This is a genomic window from Enterobacter chuandaensis (assembly GCF_003594915.1).
Lineage (GTDB): Bacteria > Pseudomonadota > Gammaproteobacteria > Enterobacterales > Enterobacteriaceae > Enterobacter > Enterobacter chuandaensis.
Map to the genome: position 1 here is coordinate 70583 of NZ_QZCS01000002.1, position 22686 is coordinate 93268.

Annotated in this window: 16 protein-coding genes; 5 read left to right on the forward strand and 11 right to left on the reverse strand. The window is 54.7% G+C overall.

The features are described 5' to 3' along the window. Positions 1-488: 488 nt before the first annotated feature. Positions 489-3119: a mannosylglycerate hydrolase gene (gene mngB / locus D5066_RS03525; protein WP_119915077.1), complete on the reverse strand. Its 2631-nt coding sequence runs from the start codon at positions 3117-3119 to the stop codon at positions 489-491. Between the two features lie 24 nt (positions 3120-3143). Then, complete coding sequence (gene mngA / locus D5066_RS03530) at positions 3144-5060, reverse strand: PTS 2-O-a-mannosyl-D-glycerate transporter subunit IIABC (RefSeq protein ID WP_119915313.1); 1917 nt, start codon at positions 5058-5060, stop codon at positions 3144-3146. A 181-nt stretch (positions 5061-5241) separates the two neighbouring features. Here mngA and D5066_RS03535 point away from each other — a divergent pair, with 181 nt between their 5' ends. The 4 genes from D5066_RS03535 to D5066_RS03550 all read left to right on the forward strand — a co-directional run bounded on the left by D5066_RS03535 (position 5242) and on the right by D5066_RS03550 (position 10016). Further along, positions 5242-5958, forward strand: a complete 717-nt coding sequence (locus tag D5066_RS03535) for a GntR family transcriptional regulator (RefSeq protein ID WP_119915078.1) — start codon at positions 5242-5244, stop codon at positions 5956-5958. Positions 5959-6287: 329 nt separating this feature from the next. Beyond that, the gene (locus D5066_RS03540) at positions 6288-8243 is read left to right on the forward strand and encodes an alkyl/aryl-sulfatase (protein WP_244288124.1); all 1956 of its coding nucleotides are present in this window, start codon (positions 6288-6290) and stop codon (positions 8241-8243) included. Between the two features lie 62 nt (positions 8244-8305). Then, positions 8306-9229 carry a transporter gene (locus tag D5066_RS03545; RefSeq protein WP_119915080.1) on the forward strand — a complete coding sequence of 308 codons (924 nt, stop codon included), beginning with the start codon at positions 8306-8308 and terminating at the stop codon, positions 9227-9229. Positions 9230-9242: 13 nt separating this feature from the next. Further along, positions 9243-10016, forward strand: coding sequence for a hypothetical protein (locus D5066_RS03550; RefSeq protein ID WP_119915081.1), 774 nt, complete (start codon positions 9243-9245; stop codon positions 10014-10016). Positions 10017-10102: 86 nt separating this feature from the next. On the opposite strand, the gene sucD is transcribed toward D5066_RS03550, so the two are convergent. The 8 genes from sucD to sdhC form a co-directional block, all read right to left on the reverse strand. Then, a complete protein-coding gene (gene sucD / locus D5066_RS03555; RefSeq protein ID WP_008501094.1) occupies positions 10103-10972 on the reverse strand; it encodes a succinate--CoA ligase subunit alpha in 870 nt (289 codons plus the stop codon). Continuing rightward, positions 10972-12138: an ADP-forming succinate--CoA ligase subunit beta gene (gene sucC / locus D5066_RS03560; RefSeq protein ID WP_006809579.1), complete on the reverse strand. Its 1167-nt coding sequence runs from the start codon at positions 12136-12138 to the stop codon at positions 10972-10974. Before sucC ends, sucD begins: the two co-directional genes overlap by 1 nt. A gap of 96 nt (positions 12139-12234) precedes the next feature. Continuing rightward, positions 12235-13455, reverse strand: coding sequence for a 2-oxoglutarate dehydrogenase complex dihydrolipoyllysine-residue succinyltransferase (gene odhB, locus D5066_RS03565; protein ID WP_080327873.1), 1221 nt, complete (start codon positions 13453-13455; stop codon positions 12235-12237). Positions 13456-13469: 14 nt separating this feature from the next. Further along, complete coding sequence (gene sucA, locus D5066_RS03570; RefSeq protein ID WP_061098851.1) at positions 13470-16277, reverse strand: 2-oxoglutarate dehydrogenase E1 component; 2808 nt, start codon at positions 16275-16277, stop codon at positions 13470-13472. A gap of 342 nt (positions 16278-16619) precedes the next feature. Next, entirely contained in the window at positions 16620-17336 is a 717-nt protein-coding gene (sdhB, locus tag D5066_RS03575; RefSeq protein WP_119915082.1) for a succinate dehydrogenase iron-sulfur subunit SdhB, read from the reverse strand. A gap of 15 nt (positions 17337-17351) precedes the next feature. Beyond that, the gene (gene sdhA / locus D5066_RS03580) at positions 17352-19118 is read right to left on the reverse strand and encodes a succinate dehydrogenase flavoprotein subunit (RefSeq protein WP_023310789.1); all 1767 of its coding nucleotides are present in this window, start codon (positions 19116-19118) and stop codon (positions 17352-17354) included. Next, positions 19118-19465, reverse strand: a complete 348-nt coding sequence (sdhD, locus tag D5066_RS03585) for a succinate dehydrogenase membrane anchor subunit (protein ID WP_008501088.1) — start codon at positions 19463-19465, stop codon at positions 19118-19120. Before sdhD ends, sdhA begins: the two co-directional genes overlap by 1 nt. Next, positions 19459-19863, reverse strand: a complete 405-nt coding sequence (gene sdhC, locus D5066_RS03590; RefSeq protein ID WP_165853329.1) for a succinate dehydrogenase cytochrome b556 subunit — start codon at positions 19861-19863, stop codon at positions 19459-19461. Before sdhC ends, sdhD begins: the two co-directional genes overlap by 7 nt. A 639-nt stretch (positions 19864-20502) precedes the next feature. On the opposite strand from sdhC, the gene D5066_RS03595 reads away from it, so the two are divergent. Then, complete coding sequence (locus D5066_RS03595; protein ID WP_013097545.1) at positions 20503-21786, forward strand: citrate synthase; 1284 nt, start codon at positions 20503-20505, stop codon at positions 21784-21786. Positions 21787-21875: 89 nt separating this feature from the next. Here the strand turns inward: D5066_RS03595 and nei are convergent, their stop codons facing one another. Next, positions 21876-22667 (reverse strand): endonuclease VIII, encoded by a 792-nt coding sequence (nei, locus tag D5066_RS03600; RefSeq protein ID WP_119915083.1) that lies wholly within the window; start codon positions 22665-22667, stop codon positions 21876-21878. Between the last annotated feature and the right edge of the window lie 19 nt (positions 22668-22686).

Consider the following 22686-nt stretch of genomic DNA (forward strand, 5'->3'; position numbering starts at 1 on the left):
CAAAACCCTTACAATAAACAGGTTTTTATTGAATCACATTTACGTTTTTCGACGGTGATCAATTTATAGCAAAATTACCACTTTTCGGCCATTTTGATCGGGAACAATTTAGCGCTTTTCAGCACCTTTTTCCAAGGATTAAACTTTGATTTAAATCAAAAACAAACCTCGATGTTAACCATGTTTAATCGTGGTAAGAATGGTAAAAACCATGTTAATGATATGTGCATGCAAAGATGTGATTGGTTATCGAAGACGGGAAAAAATATAAACAGAAGTGATTTTAATTAACGCGAAAGAAAAACGTCATTTCAATGTGAGACTAACAATAAGGCACGGTCGGGGCAGTTTATTTTTTCACTGCGTTTTTGGGCCCCTGAAAATTACATTAAATTTACTTTTATCATCCCGGAAGTTAACACCGCAGTGTGACTATTTAATGAAAAAAGGCCGCAAACTTTGCAGCCTTGTGATCATCTCAGCGGTTGTCAGGCAAGTGAAATGCTAAAGGTTCGCGACTGCCCCGGCCTGAATGCCCCGACAATGCCCTCTTCTTCATGCTGCGCCAGGATCTGTTCGTTCATGTCCGTTTCACAGCACCGTTTCACCGCCGGATTCACCGATAGCGTCGTGTCACCGTCGTTTGACGGCGAAGGGTTGAACAGGCGAAGAATGAGCTCATCACGATCTTCCGCTTTTTTGAGCGTACTGAGCACACATCCCGTTGGCGAAATCGCCAGCAGACTGTAACTTTCCGGGGTGGTAAACGACGCGCGATTCAGCTTCATCGCATCCCAGGGGATTTTGTTGTAGCACTGCACCGGCGTTAACCACGATTTAGCCTGCTGCGCGACGCCCGCGTTTTCCGGCGTTCCACTGAAGCTGAAGAGGCTAAAGCGACAGCTTAACGGCCCGCGCACCTGGGAGTCAGGTACTGGCATTTTGATCCCCGAAGGTCTGCCAGGGCGTAACAGCAAATCTTCTTTCCCGAGTAGCCCCACACCACGCAACAAGGTCAAGGCAAATGCTTTTTTGTCCTCACCCACCACTTCAAACTCGCGCAGCCCCTCGGTGAACAGCGCCAGCCCGTTTCGTTTTTCCTGCAGGACGGCATAGTTGAGCAAATTCCAGACGGGAACCGGCGCTTCTTTCCACCCCTCTTCCTGCCAGTTTTCCATCGCCGCATCCTGCACCGGGCGAGTGAGCGAGCCAAACTGCGTATCCGCTAACACGTCCTCAGTCATAAACGGCGTTGGGATCAGCACGCGAACGCGGTGGTCGTCAGCCTGGTTATCCAGACGCACGGCCACATCAATACGCCTGCTGTTATGGCTAAGCGTGACGTCAAATTCCACGTTGAGAGAACCGTTTCGCTGGCGCGCCGCGCGCTCGGCCAGATTCGCCGGAACAGCAATCCGATGGCGGATAGTCGCCCTGCTCTGCCAGCCTTCGTGCGTGACCTCAACCTGATGTTCGCCCTGCGCTGAAGTGAGTCTCCACTCTTCCCGAGAAGGGGAATAGTCGTACTCATCGCCATCATCCGAACTCTCTTCGATTTCAAGCACCCGGTCATAAATCAGCCCGGTTTCTTTGTCACGCAGGCGCAGCGTACCGTCATCGTTTAAGTCAATTTGCCAGAAGGCGTTTTCCAGTAAGGATTCGGTGTTTTTCACCGCAGGGAGCACCTTCCCGGTCACGTTCGGCTCGATATACAGCGTACGGTAGCCCATCGACGGCAGTATCTGGCTGAGCTGAATATCAAACTCCATAAACGGATCGTAATTGCCGTAGTGGACAATCTGCCGGTCAATGAGGCCAGGGTCGAGCTCGCGCGCGCTGCGAATGAAATAGGGGATCTCGTTGCCTTTATCATCCCGCAGTCGGAACTGGCTGGCGCGCAGCCGGATTGTGGTGTTCATTACCTCTTCACGCGGCCAGGGCATCAGGTTGAACATCACCAGCTTATCGGCGTCGCTTTGCGGCATGTTGTCGACAATCTTGCGCATATAGAAACGCACCAGGTTGTCCGCCATGTCCTCAGCCAGCTCAAAGCGGGAGACAATCTCGCGATGCACCTTATCGCTGCAGCAGCAGCCAATGCTGTCGTGAGCGTGGTTTTTGAGGATCTCTTTCCACATTTTCTCCAGCAGGCCGTGGTGGTAATCGAAGCCCAGCGTCCAGGCAAGCGTCGCCAGCGGCTCGAGAATATTGACAATTTTGTTCTCAATACGCGCATGGGCGATTTTAATGTCCATGCGCGTGGAGCCGATGGTCCGGTGAACGCGCATGTATTTTCCGTCGATAAACTCCCCTTTCAGGGTCGCCAGTTCATCGCGGCGCGCCTCAATGTGGTCAAATACCTCCTCAAAGCGGCTCATTACAAATTGACGCTGGGGATAGATTTCGCGCAGCTTATCCATCACCGCGAAAATGTTCTGCTGCAGCGGCATCTGATCGTGGCCGTTGGGCAGCAAAATCTCTTTAGTCACAGAGGCGTTTTCCAGAACGTCGAAATAGCTGTCGAGCCGTTTTCGCAGCCCCGCTTCGTCCTCCGGTAAGTACTTACCAATCGCGTAGCCCAGCGGCAGCACCTGTGCCGTCACTTCACTGCCGTCCTGGCTCTGCCAGAGAAATTCGGTTTTATCGGTTCCGTGTCGTTCCGAGCAGCCGCGCCAGAACATGGTGCGGGTAATGCCAAACCCGTTATAGATATGCGGAAGCTGGCCGGACATACCAAACGAATCTGGCAGATAGCCGATCTTCATCGGCTCGCCGAACGCCATACAGTCACGGATGCCGTACATCAGGTTGCGGACAATCGACTCGCCGCTGACGATCGTGGTATCGGTCTGGGTATACCAGGGGCCGATAATCAGCTTTCCGCGCTCCACAAGCGCCTTCACTCGCGCGCGGTTTTCGGGCACCACGGCAAAATAATCTTCCAGCACCGCCGTCTGACCATCAAGGACGTAATATTTATACTCGTCATCCTGCTCCAGGCGGGTCAGGATCTCTTCCATATTATTGACCAGAAGAATACGCGACTCTTCAGTGGTGAAGTACCACTCACGGTCCCAGTGCATATGCGGCGTGATATGAACGCGAGATACAGCTTTCATCTTCGTTTCCTGTTTTGTGAGTTTTTACGGTATGGCGTCTTCAGTGACGTACTTGCCCTTTTTTACCGCCTGACGTCGCCAGAGCAGCAGAACAAAGGTAGAGATAGCGGTCCCCACCAGCGCCGCGCCAAACCAGCCCGCCGCCGCAACCACACCGCTCAACCCGGCATCGTGAAGTAAAAAGAGAGAGAAAATACCGGCCCCCGGCGTCGACAACCCGATCCCCATCGCGCCAACAATCGCGCCTGTTACCATGGAGCCGAGCACAAATGAACCAATGACGCGAAGCGGATCTTCAATCGCCATCGGGATCGCCCCTTCGGTAATACCCGCGAGGCCGAGCAGCCACGTTGATTTACCGGTTTCGATTTCAAAGGGTTTAAACAGCTTCGGCGCCAGCATCGTTGAGGCCGTCACGGTAAAGGCTGATACCATTTTGACGGAGGCAAAGATCGCATAGGGACCATAAACGCCGTTCGCCATCGCCCCCAGGCAGAACGCGTAAGAGGCTTTGTTAACCGGCCCGCCGAGGTCGAATGAGCACATAAACCCGAGGATCGCCCCCAGAAGCAGCGCATTCGCGCCGGACAGACCGTTAAGCCAGGCGGTGAGCGTATTATTAAGCCAGGCCACCGGCTCGCCGATCACAAACAGCATCAGGCTGCCCGCGCCCAGCACGCCGATTACCGGATAGAGGTAAAAGGTTAAAAAGCCGTTGAAGCGGCTACTCAGGCGGATATGACTTTTCACCCAGCGCATCAGGTAGCCCGCGATCAGCCCGCCGGCGATAGCGCCCAGAAAACCGGAGCCGATCATATTGGCAGCAAGTCCGGCCGCAAAGCCCGGCGTCAGCGCGGGTTTATCTGCCAGCGAGTAAGCGGTATAGGCAGCCAGGACAGTCACCATCAGAATACCGAGCATGCCGCCGCCAAGCTTGCGGTACATCCAAAGCCACGAATTTTCCTGGTCGAACAGGTGCTGCAGGCCAAGGATTTGCGCCAGCAGTACCGACACGGCCAGCACCGTCCCGCCAGCGACGATCAGCGGCACCGCAAAGGAGATACCGCTGAGGAGCGCCTGCTTGAGCTCGGTTTTAATGCTCTTTTTCGTTTCAGTATCGACATGCGCAGGACGCGCATCGGTTGAGGGCTGGAGCGCCAGCGCGCGCTCAATAAGCGCTTCAGCATGGCGCAGGGGCTCCGCGACGGGCACGGAGATGGCGGGGATCCCCTGGAAACGCTCGCTCTCTTTGATCGCCACTTCGGCGGCAAAAATGCACGCTTTAGCCTCCTGCAGCTGCTGCGCGGTGATGCGCCCCTCAATGCCGTTCGCCCCCTGCTTTTCGACCACCACGTTGACGCCCAGTTTTCGTCCCGCTTTTTCCAGATACTCCGCAGCCATATAGGTATGAGCGATCCCGGCCGGACAGGCGGTCACGCAGACGATGGTCGGGGCATCCTGCGAGAACGCACTTACTTGTGCATCCTCTTTCGTATCCAGTGCCTCAAGCAGCGCCTGAGGGGTGGACGCTGCCTGCACGCGTGCCCGTAAATCATCATCCGCCAGTCGGGTGGTCAACGCCGTCAACAGCTGCATATGCGTACTGCCTGCTTCCGCAGGAGGGATTGCCAGCAAAAAAATCAGGTCCACCGGCTCCGGACCCTCCACGCCTTCCCACAGCAGCGGCTCGCACAATGTTGCCACCGCAAAGGCCGCTTCTTTCACCGCGGAGCTTTTACCGTGCGGCACGGCCAGCCCCTCGCCCAGCGCCGTTGGCCCCAGGCTTTCGCGAGCAAAGACTTCATCAATGAAAGTCTGCGAGTCGGTAATTTTGCCAAGCGAGACCAGCCGCTCGGCCAGCGCGTGAATAGCTTCGTCACGGCTACTGAAATGTGCGTTGAGGCACAGCGCATCAGGATGCGTTAACGCCGTCAGGTTAATCATCATTCTCACCATAAGAAAAAATGTATGCGCCGAGTGTGCCAGAACAAACCATACATTTATGTGATCACTTTCACTTATGGTGCAATATTTGTATTTGATTTGTATTGTTTACAAAGTTCAATGACAGTGCATAATTAGCGAGAATAGTATTAAGAAAACAATACAAAAACGGAATAACATGACCAGTAAACCGATGTATCGACAGATTGCAGACGCGTTGCGCGAGCAAGTTCAGCGCGGCGAACTTAAAGCTGGCGATGCGTTACCCACAGAGTCTGCCCTGCAGGAAGCCTACGCAGTCAGCCGCGTCACGGTACGTCAGGCGCTTAAGTTGCTCACCGAACAGAACATCATTGAGAGCATTCAGGGCAGCGGATCGTATGTGAAAGAGGAGCGGGTCAATTACGATATTTATCAGCTCACCAGCTTTTACGAAAAACTCGCGGACCGGAACGTTGAAACCCACAGCGACGTGCAGATTTTTGAGGTTGTCAGAGCAGACGAATCGCTGGCGCAGACGCTGCTGCTGACCACGGGTGAGAAAGTGTGGCACGTCAAACGCGTACGCTTTATTAAGCAAAAACCGGTGACGCTGGAAGAGACATGGATGCCGCTCGCGCTCTTTCCTGACCTGACCTGGGAAGTGATGGAAAACTCCAAATACCATTACATCGAGCAGATCAAAAAAATGGTTATCGATCGCAGCGAGCAGGAGATCGTCCCGGTCATGCCGGATGAGGAAACGATCGCCGCGCTGGGTATTGATCCCACCAAACCGATCCTGGAAAAAATTTCGCGCGGCTTTCTCAAAGACGGCAGAGTTTTTGAATACAGCCGCAATCGTTTTAAAAGCGATGATTACCGCTTCACGTTAATTGCGCGTCGCCATCGCTAATTTTACGCCATGTATTACAGCCGGGCATAATAATTGATGGATTGAAATATTTCTGTCTGTACCTTTTTGTAAGGCCTGACAAGTTTACTATTTACGACATAAATAATATAAAGTGAGCTCGCTCACGCTTATTATTTTCATTTTAACAAACTCTGCGCTTTTACCCCTTATCAACGCTGGCTCTGCGTCATTCATTCACTCAAGATATGAATTGCCAAACTTTCGTTTTCTTTCCGCACAGTTCATACTACTCGCGGATATAATTTCTCTTTTCCGGTTTCGTTATGCCTCATTCTCGGCGTGGTCTTTTACACAAAGGGATTCAGGTTATGAAACTCAAGAAAATTGCTTTCCTCATACTCACCATGGCGGCATCTGCGCAGGCCTGCGCAACCGGCGTCGCCCCCTCCGCCTCTGCCTACACCCGTGAATATAACGCGGCGATGTATCAGAAGCTCAACTTCAACGACACGCGCGATATCGAAGATGCAAAACGGGGATTTATCGCCACCATAAATCCTTTGGTCATAAAAAACGACAATGGAAAAACCGTTGTTAACCTTGAGAACTGGTCATTTTTAAAAGGGGAAGCGCCCGATACCGTTAACCCTTCCCTCTGGCGCCATGCACAGCTGAATAATATTAACGGCCTCTTTAAAGTTACCGATCGCGTATATCAAATACGCGGCATCGACATTTCAAACATGACCATTATAGAAGGGGATAGCGGATTAATTGTCATCGACCCCCTGGTTATTCCCGAGTCAGCACGTGCCGGGCTGGAACTCTATTATCAGCATCGCCCCAAAAAACCGGTTGTCGCGGTGATTTATTCCCATAGCCATCTCGACCATTTCGGCGGCGTCAAAGGCGTAGTGTCCGAAACAGATGTTAAGAGTGGGAAAGTCAAAATATATGCGCCGGAAGGATTTATGGAAGAAGCCGCCAGCGAAAACTTCCTGGCCGGTAACGCGATGAGTCGCCGCGCGCTTTATATGTACGCGATGATGGTCAAACCGAGCGCTGTGGGTCACGTGGACGATGGGATCGGTAAAACTATTGCCACCAGCAAAAACACGCTCATCGCCCCCACCAATATCATTAGCCAGCCAGAGCAGCGCGTAAATATTGATGGGGTTGAGTTGGATTTTATCCTCGCGCCGGGCGCAGAAGCACCCTCGGAAATGATGATGTGGTTCCCGCAGTTCAAAGTGTTTGACGGCTCCGAACTCTTTAACGCCACGATGCATAATCTGTATACCCTGCGCGGTGCGAAAGCGCGCAGCGCCGTGAACTGGTGGAAGTCGCTGGATAAAGCGCTGGTGAAATATGGCGACAAGGCAGAGATCGCGCTCAGCCAGCATCTGTGGCCGGTCTGGGATAATGCGCGCGTCAAAGATTACATCGCCTCTCAGCGCGACATGTACAAATACATCAACGACCAGTCGCTGAACCTCATCAACAAAGGCTACAACATGGATGAAGTGGCTGAAAAACTTACCCTGCCGGACAGCATCGGCAAGCGCTGGTCCAATCGGGGCTACTACGGCTCGCTCAGCCATAACGCCAAAGCGATGTATATGTATTACATGGGCTGGTATGACAGCAACCCCGCCAATCTGCACCCGCTACCAGAGAAAGAGGCCGCCCCGAGATATGTTCGCCTGATGGGGGGCGCGAAGAAGATTTATCAGGAGGCAAAACAGGCGGCTGACAGCGGGAATTATCGCTGGGCGGCGCAGCTGCTTAATCATCTTATTTTCGCCAATCCCGATAACAAGCAGGCGAAAGATCTGCAGGCGGAAATCTTTACGCAACTGGGCTATCAAAGCGAAAACGCCATCTGGCGCAACGAATATCTCAGCGGTGCGAAGGAGCTTCGTGATGGCGTCCCTGTCCTGCCGGTCGCCAGTACGCTGGATAGCGATTTAACCGCCAGTATCGAACCTGACATCCTGCTTGATTATATGGGCGTGACGTTAAACGGTCCTAAAGCGAACGGCAAAACCCTTCGTTTCAACTGGACGCTGCCAGAGGGTGACACCTATGGCGTGGAGCTCAATAACAGCGTGATTATCTATCGCAAAGGAGTGCCATTCACCGATGCGGCATTTAGCCTCAAAGCCAATGTGGTCGACGTGGCGAGGCTGATAAGCCATAGCGCCCCCGTGGATAAAATCCTGAGTGACGGCACGGTATCTCTGAAGGGTAACCCGCAGAAACTGGACGAATTACTCGGGCTACTGGATGTCTTCCCGCAGATGTTCAATATCGTCACCCCTTAAACTCTGACGGCTCCCGGCTTTTGCGGGCGGGAGCCGTGCGCCTAAAATAACAGGAGGGCTTTATGCGAAGCTCTGAGCGTAACCTTTTGGTCGCCATTATTGTTTTGATAGTTGGAATGCTGCTCGTCTTATTGCCGGTCTACGTGCGCGCCGATAATGCCCGCGACTGGCAAAACATGCCAAAAGATAAAAACCTGATTTTCGGTTACTACAGTAATATTCATACCAACACATCCATTGACAGCGCCCTGCCCGTGGACGGCGCGAGCGTCGATGCCGATCTCTATCTGCTGCGCTATGCCCGCTCTTTTGATATCGACGGGCGAATATCGGCGATACAAATCATTCAGCCTTACGCCAGCGTGACGGCCTCACTCGATAACGCCCGTTATTTCACCGGATCGTTAAGCCATGAAAATCTCGGCGATACGCAGGTTGTTTTTGCCCATAACCTGTTTGGAGCCCCCGCGCTAAGCGAAGAGGAGTTTCGCCGCTGGCAGCCTGAAATGTTCCTCAGCACCGCCATGTGGCTAACGTTACCGACCGGCGACTATGACAGCAGCAATACGATCAATATCGGCGCGAACCGCTGGTCATTTAAGCCCGAACTGGCGTTTGGCTTGCCCCTTGGCCCAACCTGGCTGGAGCTAAACAGCTGGGTAAGTTTTTACACCGACAATAAAGACTATCAGCAAAACAGCCGCCTTGAGCAGCGCTCGCTCTATACACTGGAAGGCCACTGGAGCTACACCCTTTCCCCCGCGCTGTGGCTGTCGTTAGACGGAAGCTGGGCAAAAGGAGGTGAAACCCGCGTCGATGGTCAGTTACAGGACGATGAGCAGGAAAACGCGCTGCTGGGTGGATCCGTCGGCTTTATGCTGAGCCCGCACTTTGGCGGCATGGTCGCTTACACCGATACAGCCAAGCACCGGGATGCCTCACCGGACATCACAACGTGGACCTTCAGGCTCCAGTATTTCTGGTAAGGAGACGATGCCAATGCGCTGTATGACATTGTTTATCGCGCTACTGGGCGCGTTGCCAGCGCTGAGCCTGGCGGAGGAGACGGATGCAGTAGAAAAAGCCACCAATCCGTTACATCTTTCCACTTCCATCGCGCTTCAGGACTATTACACCCCGGAGCTTTACGGTAGCGATCAGCACACCAACGACACCCTGCTGCGCGCAACCGTGCCGATTGCCGCTAACGACTGGGTGCCCGTGCCGCAGATTCTGCGCATGACCGCCCCGATGTCTACCCGTCCCCAGCCCGGCAGCGGCTACAGCACCGGGTTAGGTGATATCAATCTGTTCGATATTTTTCTGCTTAAACAGGACGGCGTTAAAATCGGCGTCGGCCCGCTAATTACGGCCTCTTCCGCCTCGGAAGACGAACTGGGAAGCGGCAAATGGCAGGCAGGACTATCCGCTATCGCCATCAAATCCAGCCCCAGATGGATGGCGGGCACGCTGGTGCAGTGGCAAAAAAGTTTTGCGGGGGATGGCGAACGCGATGACGTAGAAACGGGTACGTTTCAGCCCATCGTGGTCTATAAGTTGCCAAAAGGCTGGTATTTACGCACCTCCGGCATCTGGACCTGGAATATGAAAAGTGACGATTATTACATCCCACTCGGCTTTGGCGGCGGACGCGCCTGGGCGATGGGCGATAAAGTGATGAGCGCTTTTGTAGAGCCGCAATGGACCGTGGCGCATAAAGGGGACTATTTACCGGAGTTCATCCTGTTCGCAGGTGTCAGTATCATAATGTAAAAAAAAGGCCGCTTTACAGCGGCCAACCATGTCGAAACGGACATTTTTTATACTTCAACGCTCCCCGTTCGGGGAGCAGAGAGGACTTACTTAATGATGGATTTCAGTGCTTCGCCGATATCCGCCAGGCTGCGAACGGTTTTCACGCCTGCGGCTTCCAGCGCTGCGAATTTCTCATCAGCTGTACCCTTACCACCGGCGATAATCGCACCTGCGTGACCCATACGCTTGCCTTTCGGCGCGGTCACACCCGCGATGTAGCCGACAACAGGCTTGGTTACATGTTCTTTGATGTAAGCAGCCGCTTCTTCTTCCGCGCTACCACCGATCTCACCGATCATCACGATCGCTTCGGTCTGTGGATCTTCCTGGAACAGCTTCAGGATGTCGATGAAGTTAGAGCCCGGGATCGGGTCACCGCCGATACCCACACAGGTAGACTGGCCGAAGCCGTAGTCGGTGGTCTGCTTAACCGCTTCATAGGTCAGCGTACCGGAACGGGACACGATGCCCACTTTACCCGGCTTGTGAATGTGGCCCGGCATGATGCCGATTTTGCATTCGCCCGGGGTGATAACGCCAGGGCAGTTCGGGCCGATCATGCGCACGCCTGCTTCATCCAGCTTCACCTTCACGGTCAGCATATCCAGCGTCGGGATACCTTCAGTGATGGTGATGATCAGTTTGATGCCTGCGTCGATCGCTTCCAGAATGGAGTCTTTGCAGAACGGTGCCGGAACGTAGATAACGGTTGCGGTTGCGCCCGTCGCTTCTACCGCTTCACGCACGGTGTTGAACACCGGCAGGCCGAGGTGCGTGGTGCCGCCTTTACCTGGCGTTACGCCGCCAACCATCTGCGTGCCGTAGGCAATCGCCTGTTCGGAGTGGAAAGTCCCCTGGCTACCGGTGAAGCCCTGGCAGATAACCTTGGTATCTTTATTAATTAAAACTGACATTATTTCCCCTCCACTGCGGCAACAACCTGCTGAGCTGCATCCGTCAGACTTTTCGCTGCAATAATATTCAGGCCGCTGTCAGCCAGTTTTTTCGCGCCGAGTTCAGCGTTGTTACCTTCCAGACGCACAACCACCGGAACGTTAACGCCCACTTCTTCTACCGCACCGATGATGCCGTCAGCAATCAGGTCGCAACGGACGATGCCGCCGAAGATGTTAACCAGTACCGCTTTAACGTTGTCGTCAGAGAGGATGATTTTGAACGCTTCGGTTACGCGCTCTTTGGTGGCGCCACCGCCCACGTCGAGGAAGTTTGCTGGCTCACCGCCGTGCAGCTTAACGATGTCCATGGTACCCATTGCCAGGCCCGCACCGTTAACCATGCAGCCGATGTTGCCATCCAGCGCGACGTAGTTCAGCTCCCACTGTGCAGCCTGTGCTTCACGCGGATCTTCCTGAGACTGGTCGCGCATTTCGCGCAGATCCGGCTGGCGGAACAGCGCGTTGCCGTCAGCACCCAGCTTGCCGTCGAGGCAGATCAGATCGCCCTGAGTGGTGATCACCAGCGGGTTGATCTCGATCAGCGCCAGATCGCGCTCCAGGAAGATAGTCGCCAGACCCATGAAGATCTTGGTGAACTGCTGAACCAGTTTACCTTCCAGGCCCAGTTTGAACGCCAGCTCGCGACCCTGGTAAGGCATTGGGCCCGCCAGCGGATCGATAGCCACTTTGTGGATCAGGTGCGGGGTTTCTTCCGCCACTTTTTCGATTTCCACGCCGCCTTCGGTAGACGCCATGAACACCACGCGACGTGAGCTACGGTCAACAACCGCGCCCAGATACAGTTCTTTCGCGATGTCGGTCGCCGCTTCTACCAGGATCTGGTTAACCGGCTGGCCGTTCGCATCTGTCTGGTAGGTCACCAGACGCTTGCCGAGCCAATGTTCAGCAAACGCACGAATTTCTTCTTTGCTCTTAACAACCTTCACACCGCCCGCTTTACCACGGCCACCAGCGTGAACCTGACACTTAACTACCCACGGGCCGGAACCGATTTTAGATGCGGCTTCTTCTGCTTCACGCGGGGTAGTACAGGCATAACCCACCGGAGCCGGTAAGCCATACCGGGCAAACAGCTGTTTGGCCTGATATTCATGTAAGTTCATGTGTTCTATCCATCCTTCAGGGTAATCGTTATCTTCAAACCTGTAGACCGGTGCAAGGCGTATCCGGCCTACAGGGCAGGTGATGCTAAATAGTCACTAGACGTCCAGCAGCAGGCGCGTTGGATCTTCCAGCAGCTCTTTAATAGCAACCAGGAAGCCTACGGACTCGCGGCCGTCGATCAGGCGGTGATCGTAAGAGAGCGCCAGGTACATCATCGGCAGGATCTCCACTTTACCGTCTACCGCCATCGGGCGATCTTTAATGGCATGCATACCCAGGATCGCGCTCTGCGGCGGGTTAATGATCGGGGTAGACATCAGCGAACCGAATACGCCGCCGTTGGTAATGGTGAAGTTACCGCCGGTCAGGTCGTCTACGGTCAGCTTGCCGTCGCGGCCTTTCACGGCCAGCTCTTTGATTTTTTTCTCGATATCAGCCATACCCAGGGTGTCCACATCACGCAGAACCGGGGTGACCAGGCCGCGTGGGGTAGAAACCGCCATGCTGACGTCGAAATAGTTGTGGTAAACCACGTCATCGCCGTCGATGGACGCGTTCACTTCCGGGTAGCGTTTCAGCGCTTCAACCACCGCCTTCACGTAGAAGGACATAAAGCCCAGACGGATACCGTGACGTTTTTCAAACGCGTCACCGTACTGCTTGCGCAGATCCATGATTGGCTTCATATTCACTTCGTTGAAGGTGGTCAGCATCGCGGTGGAGTTTTTCGCTTCCAGCAGACGCTCGGCCACGCGCTTACGCAGGCGAGTCATTGGCACGCGTTTTTCGCTGCGGGCACCCAGGGCAGGCTGTGCTGCCGGTGCCGCCGCAGGCGCTTTCGCTTCTGCCTGAGCAGGCGCTTTCGCCAGGTGTTTGTCGATGTCTTCACGGGTCAGACGACCGCCCACACCGGTGCCTTTGATGGCTGCCGGGTCAAGGCTGTGTTCAGCCAGCAGGCGACGGATCGCCGGGCTGAGGGCGTCGTTAGACTGTTCTTCCAAAGAAGCCTGCTGGCGCTGAGCCGGCGTAGAGGCTTTCTCTTCAGACTTGGCGCTGGACTCTTTACCCGCGCTGTTGCCTTCACGCAGGCGACCCAGGATCTGACGAGAGGTGACGGTGGTACCTTCATCTTCCAGCACCGCGTCCAGAACGCCATCCGCCGAAGCCGGTACTTCCAGTACCACTTTGTCAGTTTCGATTTCTACCAGCACTTCATCGCGCTTAACGGCATCGCCTGGTTTTTTGTGCCAGGTAGCGACGGTCGCATCTGCTACAGATTCAGGCAGGTCGGGAACAAGAATATCTACGCTACTCATTTTGTATCCTTTAATTAATCGACGTTCAGCGCGTCATTGACCAGATCTTGTTGCTGCTTCTGGTGAACGGACATATACCCTACCGCCGGAGAGGCGGAGGCCGGGCGACCTGCATAGCGCAGGGCTGACCCAAATGGAATCACTTCACGGAAATGATGCTGGCTGCAGTACCATGCGCCCTGGTTGAGCGGCTCTTCCTGGCACCAGACAAAATCATGTACGTGAGCGTACTGTTTCAGCACTTCCTGCATCGCCTGATGCGGGAACGGATAAAGCTGTTCGATACGCACGATGGCGACATCTTTCTGATCGTTCTTGCGGCGCTGTTCCAGCAGGTCGTAATAAACCTTACCAGAACACATCACCACACGCTTCACGGCCTGCGGATCCAGCTCGTCAATTTCACCGATGGCTGGCAGGAAGGTGCCGTTCGCCAGCTCTTCCAGGCTGGAGACCGCCAGCGGATGACGCAGCAGGGATTTCGGCGACATCACCACCAGTGGACGGCGCATACCGCGCAGCGCCTGACGACGCAGCATGTGGTACACCTGAGCCGGGGTGGACGGTACGCAAACCTGCATGTTCTGCTCGGCGCAGAGCTGCAGATAACGTTCCAGACGCGCGGAGGAGTGCTCCGGACCCTGGCCTTCATAACCGTGCGGCAGCAGCATCACCAGGCCACACATGCGGCCCCACTTCTGCTCGCCGGAGGAGATGAACTGGTCGATAACCACCTGCGCACCGTTGGCGAAGTCACCGAACTGCGCTTCCCAGATGGTCAGGGTGCGCGGTTCTGCCGTAGCGTAACCGTATTCGAAGGCCAGAACCGCTTCTTCAGACAGCACGGAGTCCCAGACCTTGAACTGGCCCTGACCGTTATGTACGTGCTGCAGCGGGGTGTAGGTTGAACCGTTAGACTGGTTGTGAACCACCGCGTGACGGTGGAAGAAGGTGCCACGGCCCGCATCTTCACCGGACAGACGAACAGGAATACCTTCGTCAACCAGCGTTGCGTAAGCCAGCGTTTCCGCGCCGCCCCAGTCGAACAGCTTCTCGCCTGCCGCCATGGACTGACGGTCAGCGTAGATTTTCGCCACGCGAGACTGCATCTCGATAGCGTCCGGCACGGTGCTGATGCGTTTAGCCAGCTCCTGCAGGCGCTTCATCTCGACCTTGTTCGGGTAGCTCTCATCCCACTCGTGGTTGAGGTACGGCGACCAGGTAAAGGAGTGCATATTCATCGGGCGCAGCTCTTTCACTACGCATTCACCTGCGTCCAGCGCGTCGCGGTAGAGGTTGACCATTTCGGTCGCATCTTCCAGCGTCGCCACTTTGTCGCTTTCCAGCTTGTCAGCATAGATTTTGCGCGGCGTCGGGTGTTTTTTGATTTTCTGGTACATCAGCGGCTGGGTTGCACTTGGCTCATCCGCTTCGTTGTGGCCGTGACGGCGGTAGCAGAAGAGGTCAATGAACACATCGCGTTTAAAGGTGTTACGGAAGTCCAGCGCCAGACGGGTAACGAACGCAACGGCTTCCGGGTCGTCCGCGTTAACGTGGAAGATCGGCGCCTGTACCATCTTACCGATGTCGGTGCAGTATGGAGTAGAACGCGCATCCAGCGGGTTAGAGGTGGTGAAGCCCACCTGGTTGTTAATTACGATGCGAACGGTACCGCCCACTTCATAACCACGCGCTTTCGACATGTTCAGGGTTTCCTGAACCACGCCCTGCCCTGTCACCGCCGCATCACCGTGGATGGTGATTGGCAGCACTTTGTTGCTGCTTGGCTCGTCCAGACGATCCAGACGCGCACGCACGGAGCCGATAACCACCGGGCTGACGATTTCCAGGTGTGACGGGTTAAACGCCAGCGCCAGGTGAACCAGACCGCCTTCGGTTTCGATATCCGACGAGAAGCCCATGTGGTACTTCACGTCGCCGGTGCCGAGATGTTCTTTATGTTTGCCCGCGAATTCGTCGAACAGGTCCTGCGGTTTTTTACCCAGCACGTTGACCAGCACGTTCAGACGACCACGGTGCGCCATGCCCAGTACCACTTCACGGGTACCGCTCTTGCCTGCGTGACGAATCAGCTCTTTCAGCATCGGCACCAGTGCGTCACCGCCTTCCAGCGAGAAGCGTTTTGCGCCAGGGAATTTCGCGCCCAGATAGCGCTCAAGCCCTTCCGCTGCGGTCAGTTCGTTCAGGAAGCGTTTTTTCTCGTCAGCCGAGAAGGTCGCGTGGCCCGCTACGGATTCGATGCGCTGCTGGATCCAGCGTTTCTCTTCGGTAGAGGTAATGTGCATGTATTCCGCGCCGATGGAGCCGCAGTAGGTTTGCTTGAGCGCGTCAATCAGATCGCCCAGCTTCATCGTGTCTTTGCCGATGGCAAAGGAACCTACGTTAAAGCTTTCCTGGAAATCGGCCTCGGTCAGATCGTGATATGCCGGATCGAGATCGGCCACACGTTCCTGCTGCCACAGTCCCAGCGGATCGAGATTCGCATGCTGGTGACCACGGAAGCGATAAGCGTTGATGAGCTGCAGGACTTTAACCTGCTTCGCATTGGTGTCAGGGTCGGAAATCGCAGAAGAGTAACGTGAGGCATCCTTCGCCAGACGACGGAAATAATCACGTGTTTTGGAATGGAATTGATCCGGTTTGACCCCTGTACCAGGCAACTGCTGGAACATGGAACGCCAGTTTGCGTCCACTGAGTCAGGATCGGTTAAGAAGTCTTCATAGAGCTGTTCTATCCAGCTCTGGTTCGCACCAGAGAGGTAAGAAGAGTCCAGCCAGGCTTTCATTGCGCCGTTCTGCATCGTGATCCCTTAAGCATTTTTATGCTTACTTTCGCCGTAGAAACTACCACGCACACCACGTGTACGTGCCGGGGTTCACCTGCGAGCTCTTATTGGCCCGCGAAGGAACCTTTAGAAACTGTCTAAATAATCTTCGTCGTTCCGGCTGCGACTGCGTTGCGGCTTTCACTCACCCCAGTCACATATCACTATGCTCCTGGGAATTCGTTCAACCGCGCCTTGTCTCGCGCTGAACGTCTCGATTATTTACTTAACTGGCAGTTTTTAAAGGTTTCTGCAATCTGTTCCCTCTCCCTTAGGGAGAGGGTTAGGTGAGGGGAACAGCGGATCCCCTCTCACTACTTACGCACTGCGCTGCAGCAGCATCGACTTAATATGGCCGATGGCGCGCGTCGGGTTCAGCCCCTTCGGACACACACTGACGCAGTTCATGATGCTATGGCAGCGGAATACGCTGAAAGCGTCACTCAGTCCTTCCAGACGGCTATCGGTTTCGGTGTCGCGGCTATCGATCAGGAAGCGATAGGCAGCCAGCAGACCGGCCGGGCCGATAAACTTGTCCGGATTCCACCAGAACGACGGGCAGGACGTTGAACAACATGCACAGAGAATACACTCGTACAACCCATCGAGTTTTTCACGCTGCTCAGGAGCCTGTAAGTGCTCGCGAGCGGGTGGATTTTGCCCATTATTCAATAAGTAAGGCTTAATCTTCTCATATTGTGCATAGAATTGCCCCATGTCTACCACCAAATCACGCACGACCGGCAGGCCTGGCAGAGGACGGATAACAATTTTCTGACCAGGACGCTGCAGCGCTGAAATTGGCGTGATGCAGGCCAGGCCATTTTTGCCGTTCATGTTCACACCGTCAGAGCCACACACCCCTTCACGGCAGGAGCGGCGGAACGACAGTGTCGGATCTTTTTCTTTCAGCTGGATTAAGGCATCCAGCAGCATCATGTCGCGACCTTCTTCCGCTTCCAGGGTGTAATCCTGCATGCGCGGAGCGTCGTCTACATCCGGGTTATAACGATAAACTGAGAATTCGAGTTTCATTATCCTGTCTCCGCATTAGTAAGTACGAATCTTCGGCGGGAACGCCGGACGCAGTTTCGGTTCCATATTGACGCTACGACGCGTCATGGATTCCGACTCTGGCAGATACAGGGAATGGCACAGCCAGTTTTCGTCATCACGATCCGGGAAGTCGAAGCGGCTATGCGCGCCGCGGCTTTCGGTACGGAAGTTTGCCGACATCGCGGTTGCGAACGCGGTTTCCATCAGGTTATCCAGCTCCAGGCACTCAACGCGCTGGGTGTTGAACTCGCTGGAGGTGTCGTCCAGACGGGCATTTTTCAGACGCTCGCGGATCGCTTTCAGCTGCTCAAGACCTTTGGCCATCGCGTCGCCTTCGCGGAATACCGAGAAGTTGTGCTGCATGCACTCCTGCAGCGCTTTACGGATTTCCACCGGATCTTCGCCGTTACGGTTACCGTTCCAGCGGTTGAGGCGCTCAAGAGAGGCATCAATTTCGTCGTCGGTCGCGTCACGCAGCGCGCCCTGCTCGGCAATGGATTCCTGCAGATGCAGGCCCACCGCACGACCAAATACCACCAGGTCCAGCAGGGAGTTGCCGCCCAGACGATTTGCGCCGTGTACGGATACGCAGGCAATTTCGCCTACCGCGAACAGGCCCGGGATGACCACGTCTTCGCCCTGCTCGTTCACGGTCAGCGCCTGACCGGTTACTTTGGTCGGAATACCGCCCATCATGTAGTGACAAGTTGGGATAACCGGAATCGGCTCTTTCACCGGGTCGACGTGGGCGAAGGTGCGGGACAGCTCCAGAATGCCCGGCAGACGGGATTCCAGCACCTCTTTACCCAGATGGTCGAGCTTCAGCTTGGCGTGTGGACCCCATGGGCCGTCACAGCCGCGACCTTCACGGATTTCGATCATGATGGAACGCGCCACCACGTCACGGCCCGCCAGGTCTTTCGCATTCGGCGCATAACGCTCCATGAAGCGCTCGCCGTGTTTGTTCAGCAGGTAGCCACCTTCACCACGGCAGCCTTCCGTCACCAGAACGCCCGCACCGGCAATACCGGTTGGGTGGAACTGCCACATTTCCATATCCTGCACCGGCACGCCCGCGCGGATAGCCATACCGACACCGTCACCGGTGTTGATGTGGGCGTTGGTGGTGGACTGGTAAATACGGCCAGCGCCGCCGGTCGCCAGCACGGTTGCGCGCGCTTTGAAGTAAACCACTTCACCGGTTTCGATGCACAGCGCGGTACAGCCGACGATTGCGCCATCGGCGTTTTTCACCAGATCCAGCGCATACCACTCGGAGAAGATGGTGGTGTGGTTTTTCAGGTTCTGCTGGTACAGGGTATGCAGCAGCGCGTGACCGGTACGGTCAGCCGCTGCCGCGGTACGTGCCGCCTGCTCGCCGCCGAAGTTTTTCGACTGGCCGCCAAACGGACGCTGATAGATGGTGCCATTTTCCAGACGGGAGAACGGCAGACCCATATGATCCAGCTCCAGAATCGCTTCCGGGCCGGTTTTACACATATATTCGATGGCGTCCTGGTCACCGATGTAGTCGGAACCTTTTACCGTATCGTACATGTGCCATTCCCAGTTATCTTCGTGGGAGTTACCCAGCGCTACGGTGATACCGCCCTGCGCAGACACAGTGTGGGAACGGGTCGGGAACACTTTAGAGAGCAGCGCACAGGTCTGGCCGCTCTGGGAAATTTGCAGTGCGGCACGCATACCTGCGCCACCGGCACCAATTACAACAGCATCAAATTCTCTGACTGGCAGTTTCATTACACACCCCACACCACAACGAATCCATAAATAACGTAAACCACCAGTGCAACGACAATGGCCAGCTGCAGAGGGAGGCGAATCGCCAGCGGTTTAACGTAATCGGTCAACACCTGCCACATGCCAATCCAGGCATGAATAAGAATGGAGAACAGCGCCAGCAGGGTGAACACTTTGGTGAAGGCGGATCCGAAGAACCCACTCCAGATTTCCCACGTCAGCGTGCCGCTGGTCGCGAAGAAACCGATCATGTAGATGATGTAAAGGGTGAGAACGATAGCGGTAGCACGGACAAGAATGAAGTCATGTACGCCGTTGCGTCCTAATGCGGAGGCGTTGCTTACCATACGAGAACTCCTGCGAGAAGTGAAAGCACGACAGTAATCACAAATGAAATGTTAGCGGAGCGTTTCCCGGCTTCGAAAGTCTCTTCCAGATAGCCAAAGTCCATCAGCATATGGCGAACGCCGCCAACAACGTGATAGGCCAGCGCGGTGAGAATGCCCCACATGATGAATTTCACGAAGAAGCTGTTCATGATGGCTGAGGCCTGGAGGAATCCTTCAGGGGAAGAGAGGCTGGTGCCCAGTAACCACAGCAGAATACCGACCGCCACAAACGTAATTACACCTGAAACACGGTGCAGAATGGACGCTATTGCTGTTACAGGGAACCGGATCGTTTTGAGATCCAGATTGACAGGTCTTTGTTTTTTCACATTTCTTATCATGAATAACGCCCACATGCTGTTCTTATTGTTTCCTTCCTCCGGACTGCGATGCGGGTCAAGCAGCGTTCCTTTTCTATAACTGCGCGTCATGCAAAACAATGCTTCCAGATGCTAAAACGACACGTTACAACGCTGGGTGGCTCGGGATTGCAGGGTGTTCCGGAGACCTGGCGGCAGTATAGGCCGTTCACAAAATCATTACAATTAACCTACATACAGTTTGTCGGGTTTTCTCTGGAACAGTGATCAGGGTCACGATAACAACATCTTTTTAATTTTTAATCATCTGATTTGACAAATGTTAAACAATATTGTTACAAACGTCATCAGAAAAGGCATATAATGCGCAAAAGTTATGAGGTCTCTCTTTCACCTGACAAATAGTTATGTAACAGTGTGATGGTATTGACCGAAGTTATCAGGACAGTTATTAGTGATATACAGGTTTGAATAATTCGGACTGCAAAAACGCTGATTTGCTGTTGTTTCACTGATATTTCATTCGTTTACCTGCAAGGCGCCATAGCTCTGTACCCTGGTTACTCCTCGTGAGCTGAGCGGTAAGCCAAATAACAATCTGGTAACGGTGATTAACAGCTGAAAGCAAATCCGGTAAAGCGCAGTCTTAAGCATAAGGCGCTAAGGAGACCGTAAATGGCTGATACAAAGGCAAAACTCACCCTCAACGGTGGTGATGCTATTGAACTGGATGTGCTAAAAGGCACGCTCGGTCAGGATGTTATTGATATCCGTACGCTGGGTTCCAAAGGAGTTTTCACCTTTGACCCTGGATTTACTTCTACCGCATCTTGCGAATCCAAAATCACCTACATTGACGGTGACGAAGGTATCCTGCTCCATCGCGGCTTCCCCATCGATCAGTTAGCCACCGAATCCAACTATCTGGAAGTGTGCTACATCCTGCTGAACGGCGAAAAACCGACGCAGGCGCAGTACGATGAATTCAAAACCACCGTGACCCGTCACACCATGATCCATGAGCAGATCACCCGTCTGTTCCATGCGTTCCGTCGTGACTCTCACCCGATGGCGGTGATGTGCGGGATTACCGGTGCGCTGGCGGCGTTCTACCACGATTCTCTGGACGTGAATAACCCGCGTCACCGTGATATCGCGGCGTTCCGCCTGCTGTCTAAAATGCCGACCATGGCGGCGATGTGCTACAAATACTCCATCGGCCAGCCGTTTGTGTATCCGCGCAACGACCTCTCCTACGCCGGTAACTTCCTGCGCATGATGTTCTCCACGCCGTGCGAAGAATACGAAGTGAACCCGGTGCTGGAACGCGCAATGGACCGTATTCTGATCCTGCACGCTGACCACGAGCAGAACGCTTCTACCTCGACCGTCCGTACCGCAGGCTCTTCAGGCGCGAACCCGTTCGCCTGTATCGCTGCGGGCATCGCCTCCCTGTGGGGACCGGCGCACGGCGGCGCGAACGAAGCGGCACTGAAGATGCTGGAAGAGATCAGCACCGTTGAGCACATTCCTGAATTCGTGCGCCGCGCGAAAGACAAGAATGACTCCTTCCGTCTGATGGGCTTCGGTCACCGTGTTTACAAAAACTACGACCCGCGTGCGACCGTCATGCGTGAGACCTGCCACGAAGTGCTGAAAGAGCTGGGTACCAAAGATGACCTGCTGGAAGTGGCGATGGAGCTGGAACACATTGCGCTGAACGACCCGTACTTCATCGAGAAGAAACTCTACCCGAACGTCGATTTCTACTCTGGCATTATTCTGAAAGCGATGGGCATTCCGTCCTCCATGTTCACCGTGATCTTCGCCATGGCGCGTACCGTAGGCTGGATTGCACACTGGAACGAAATGCACAGCGAAGGCATGAAGATCGCTCGTCCTCGTCAGCTGTATACCGGCTACGAGCAGCGTGATTTTAAGTCTGACCTGAAGCGCTAAAAGACAAGCCCGGTGGCGCTAACGCTTACCGGGCCTACAAATAAATGCGAAACGTAGGCCGGGTAAGGCGTAGCCGCCACCCGGCTTTTTTACATCTGGCACCCTGGACACCAGTAAAACGGTCTGGAAGAGATCGTAGCCTTCTCAATCACCCCGCCGCACCGCTCGCATTTTTTCCCCGCCCGATGAAACACCTTGAACCGGAACAGCGCCCCGTGGTGCTTGTTTTCATCTACGATGCCGCGCGTGTTGTACGACAGCCGCGGGATGTCCAGCAGCGCGTGGGACAGCGCCTCCAGCTGTTCATCGCTCAACTGAGAGGCTTTATGCTGCGGCGCCAGCCCGACTTCCCAGAGGATTTCCACCCGCAGGTAGTTACCAAGCCCGGCCAGAAACGCCTGGTCAAGAAACAGGCCGGAAAACTGCCGGTTGCGGAATGTGGGCGATAGCAGTCGGGCCTTCACATCACTTGCCGTCAGGCGCATATCCAGCACGTCCGGCCCCACTCGCTGTAGAAACGGGTGCGTCAGCAGTTGCTCTGGCGTTAACATTTCGATATCCGACGCGCTGTACAGCAGGATCGCTTTCTCCGCCGTTTGCAGCCGGACACGCAGCACGCGGGTGGTTTGCGGCTGCTCGTCCGCATCGACTACGCGCCAGACGCCGTAAAGCTGGTTATGGCTATATAACGTCAGGTTATGGGAAAAGTGCGTCAGCAACGCTTTGCCGCGCGTTTCAATGCGTGTCACCGTCTGCCCCACCAGCTGTGATTCATACGGTTTTAGCTGAGGAAAAGCAAACCAGACATCCGTCAGGGGTTTGCCCTTTATCGCCGCCTCCAGGCTATCCGCCGCGCGGCGGATCTCCGGACCTTCTGGCATTTTTGTGTCCTTATCGTCA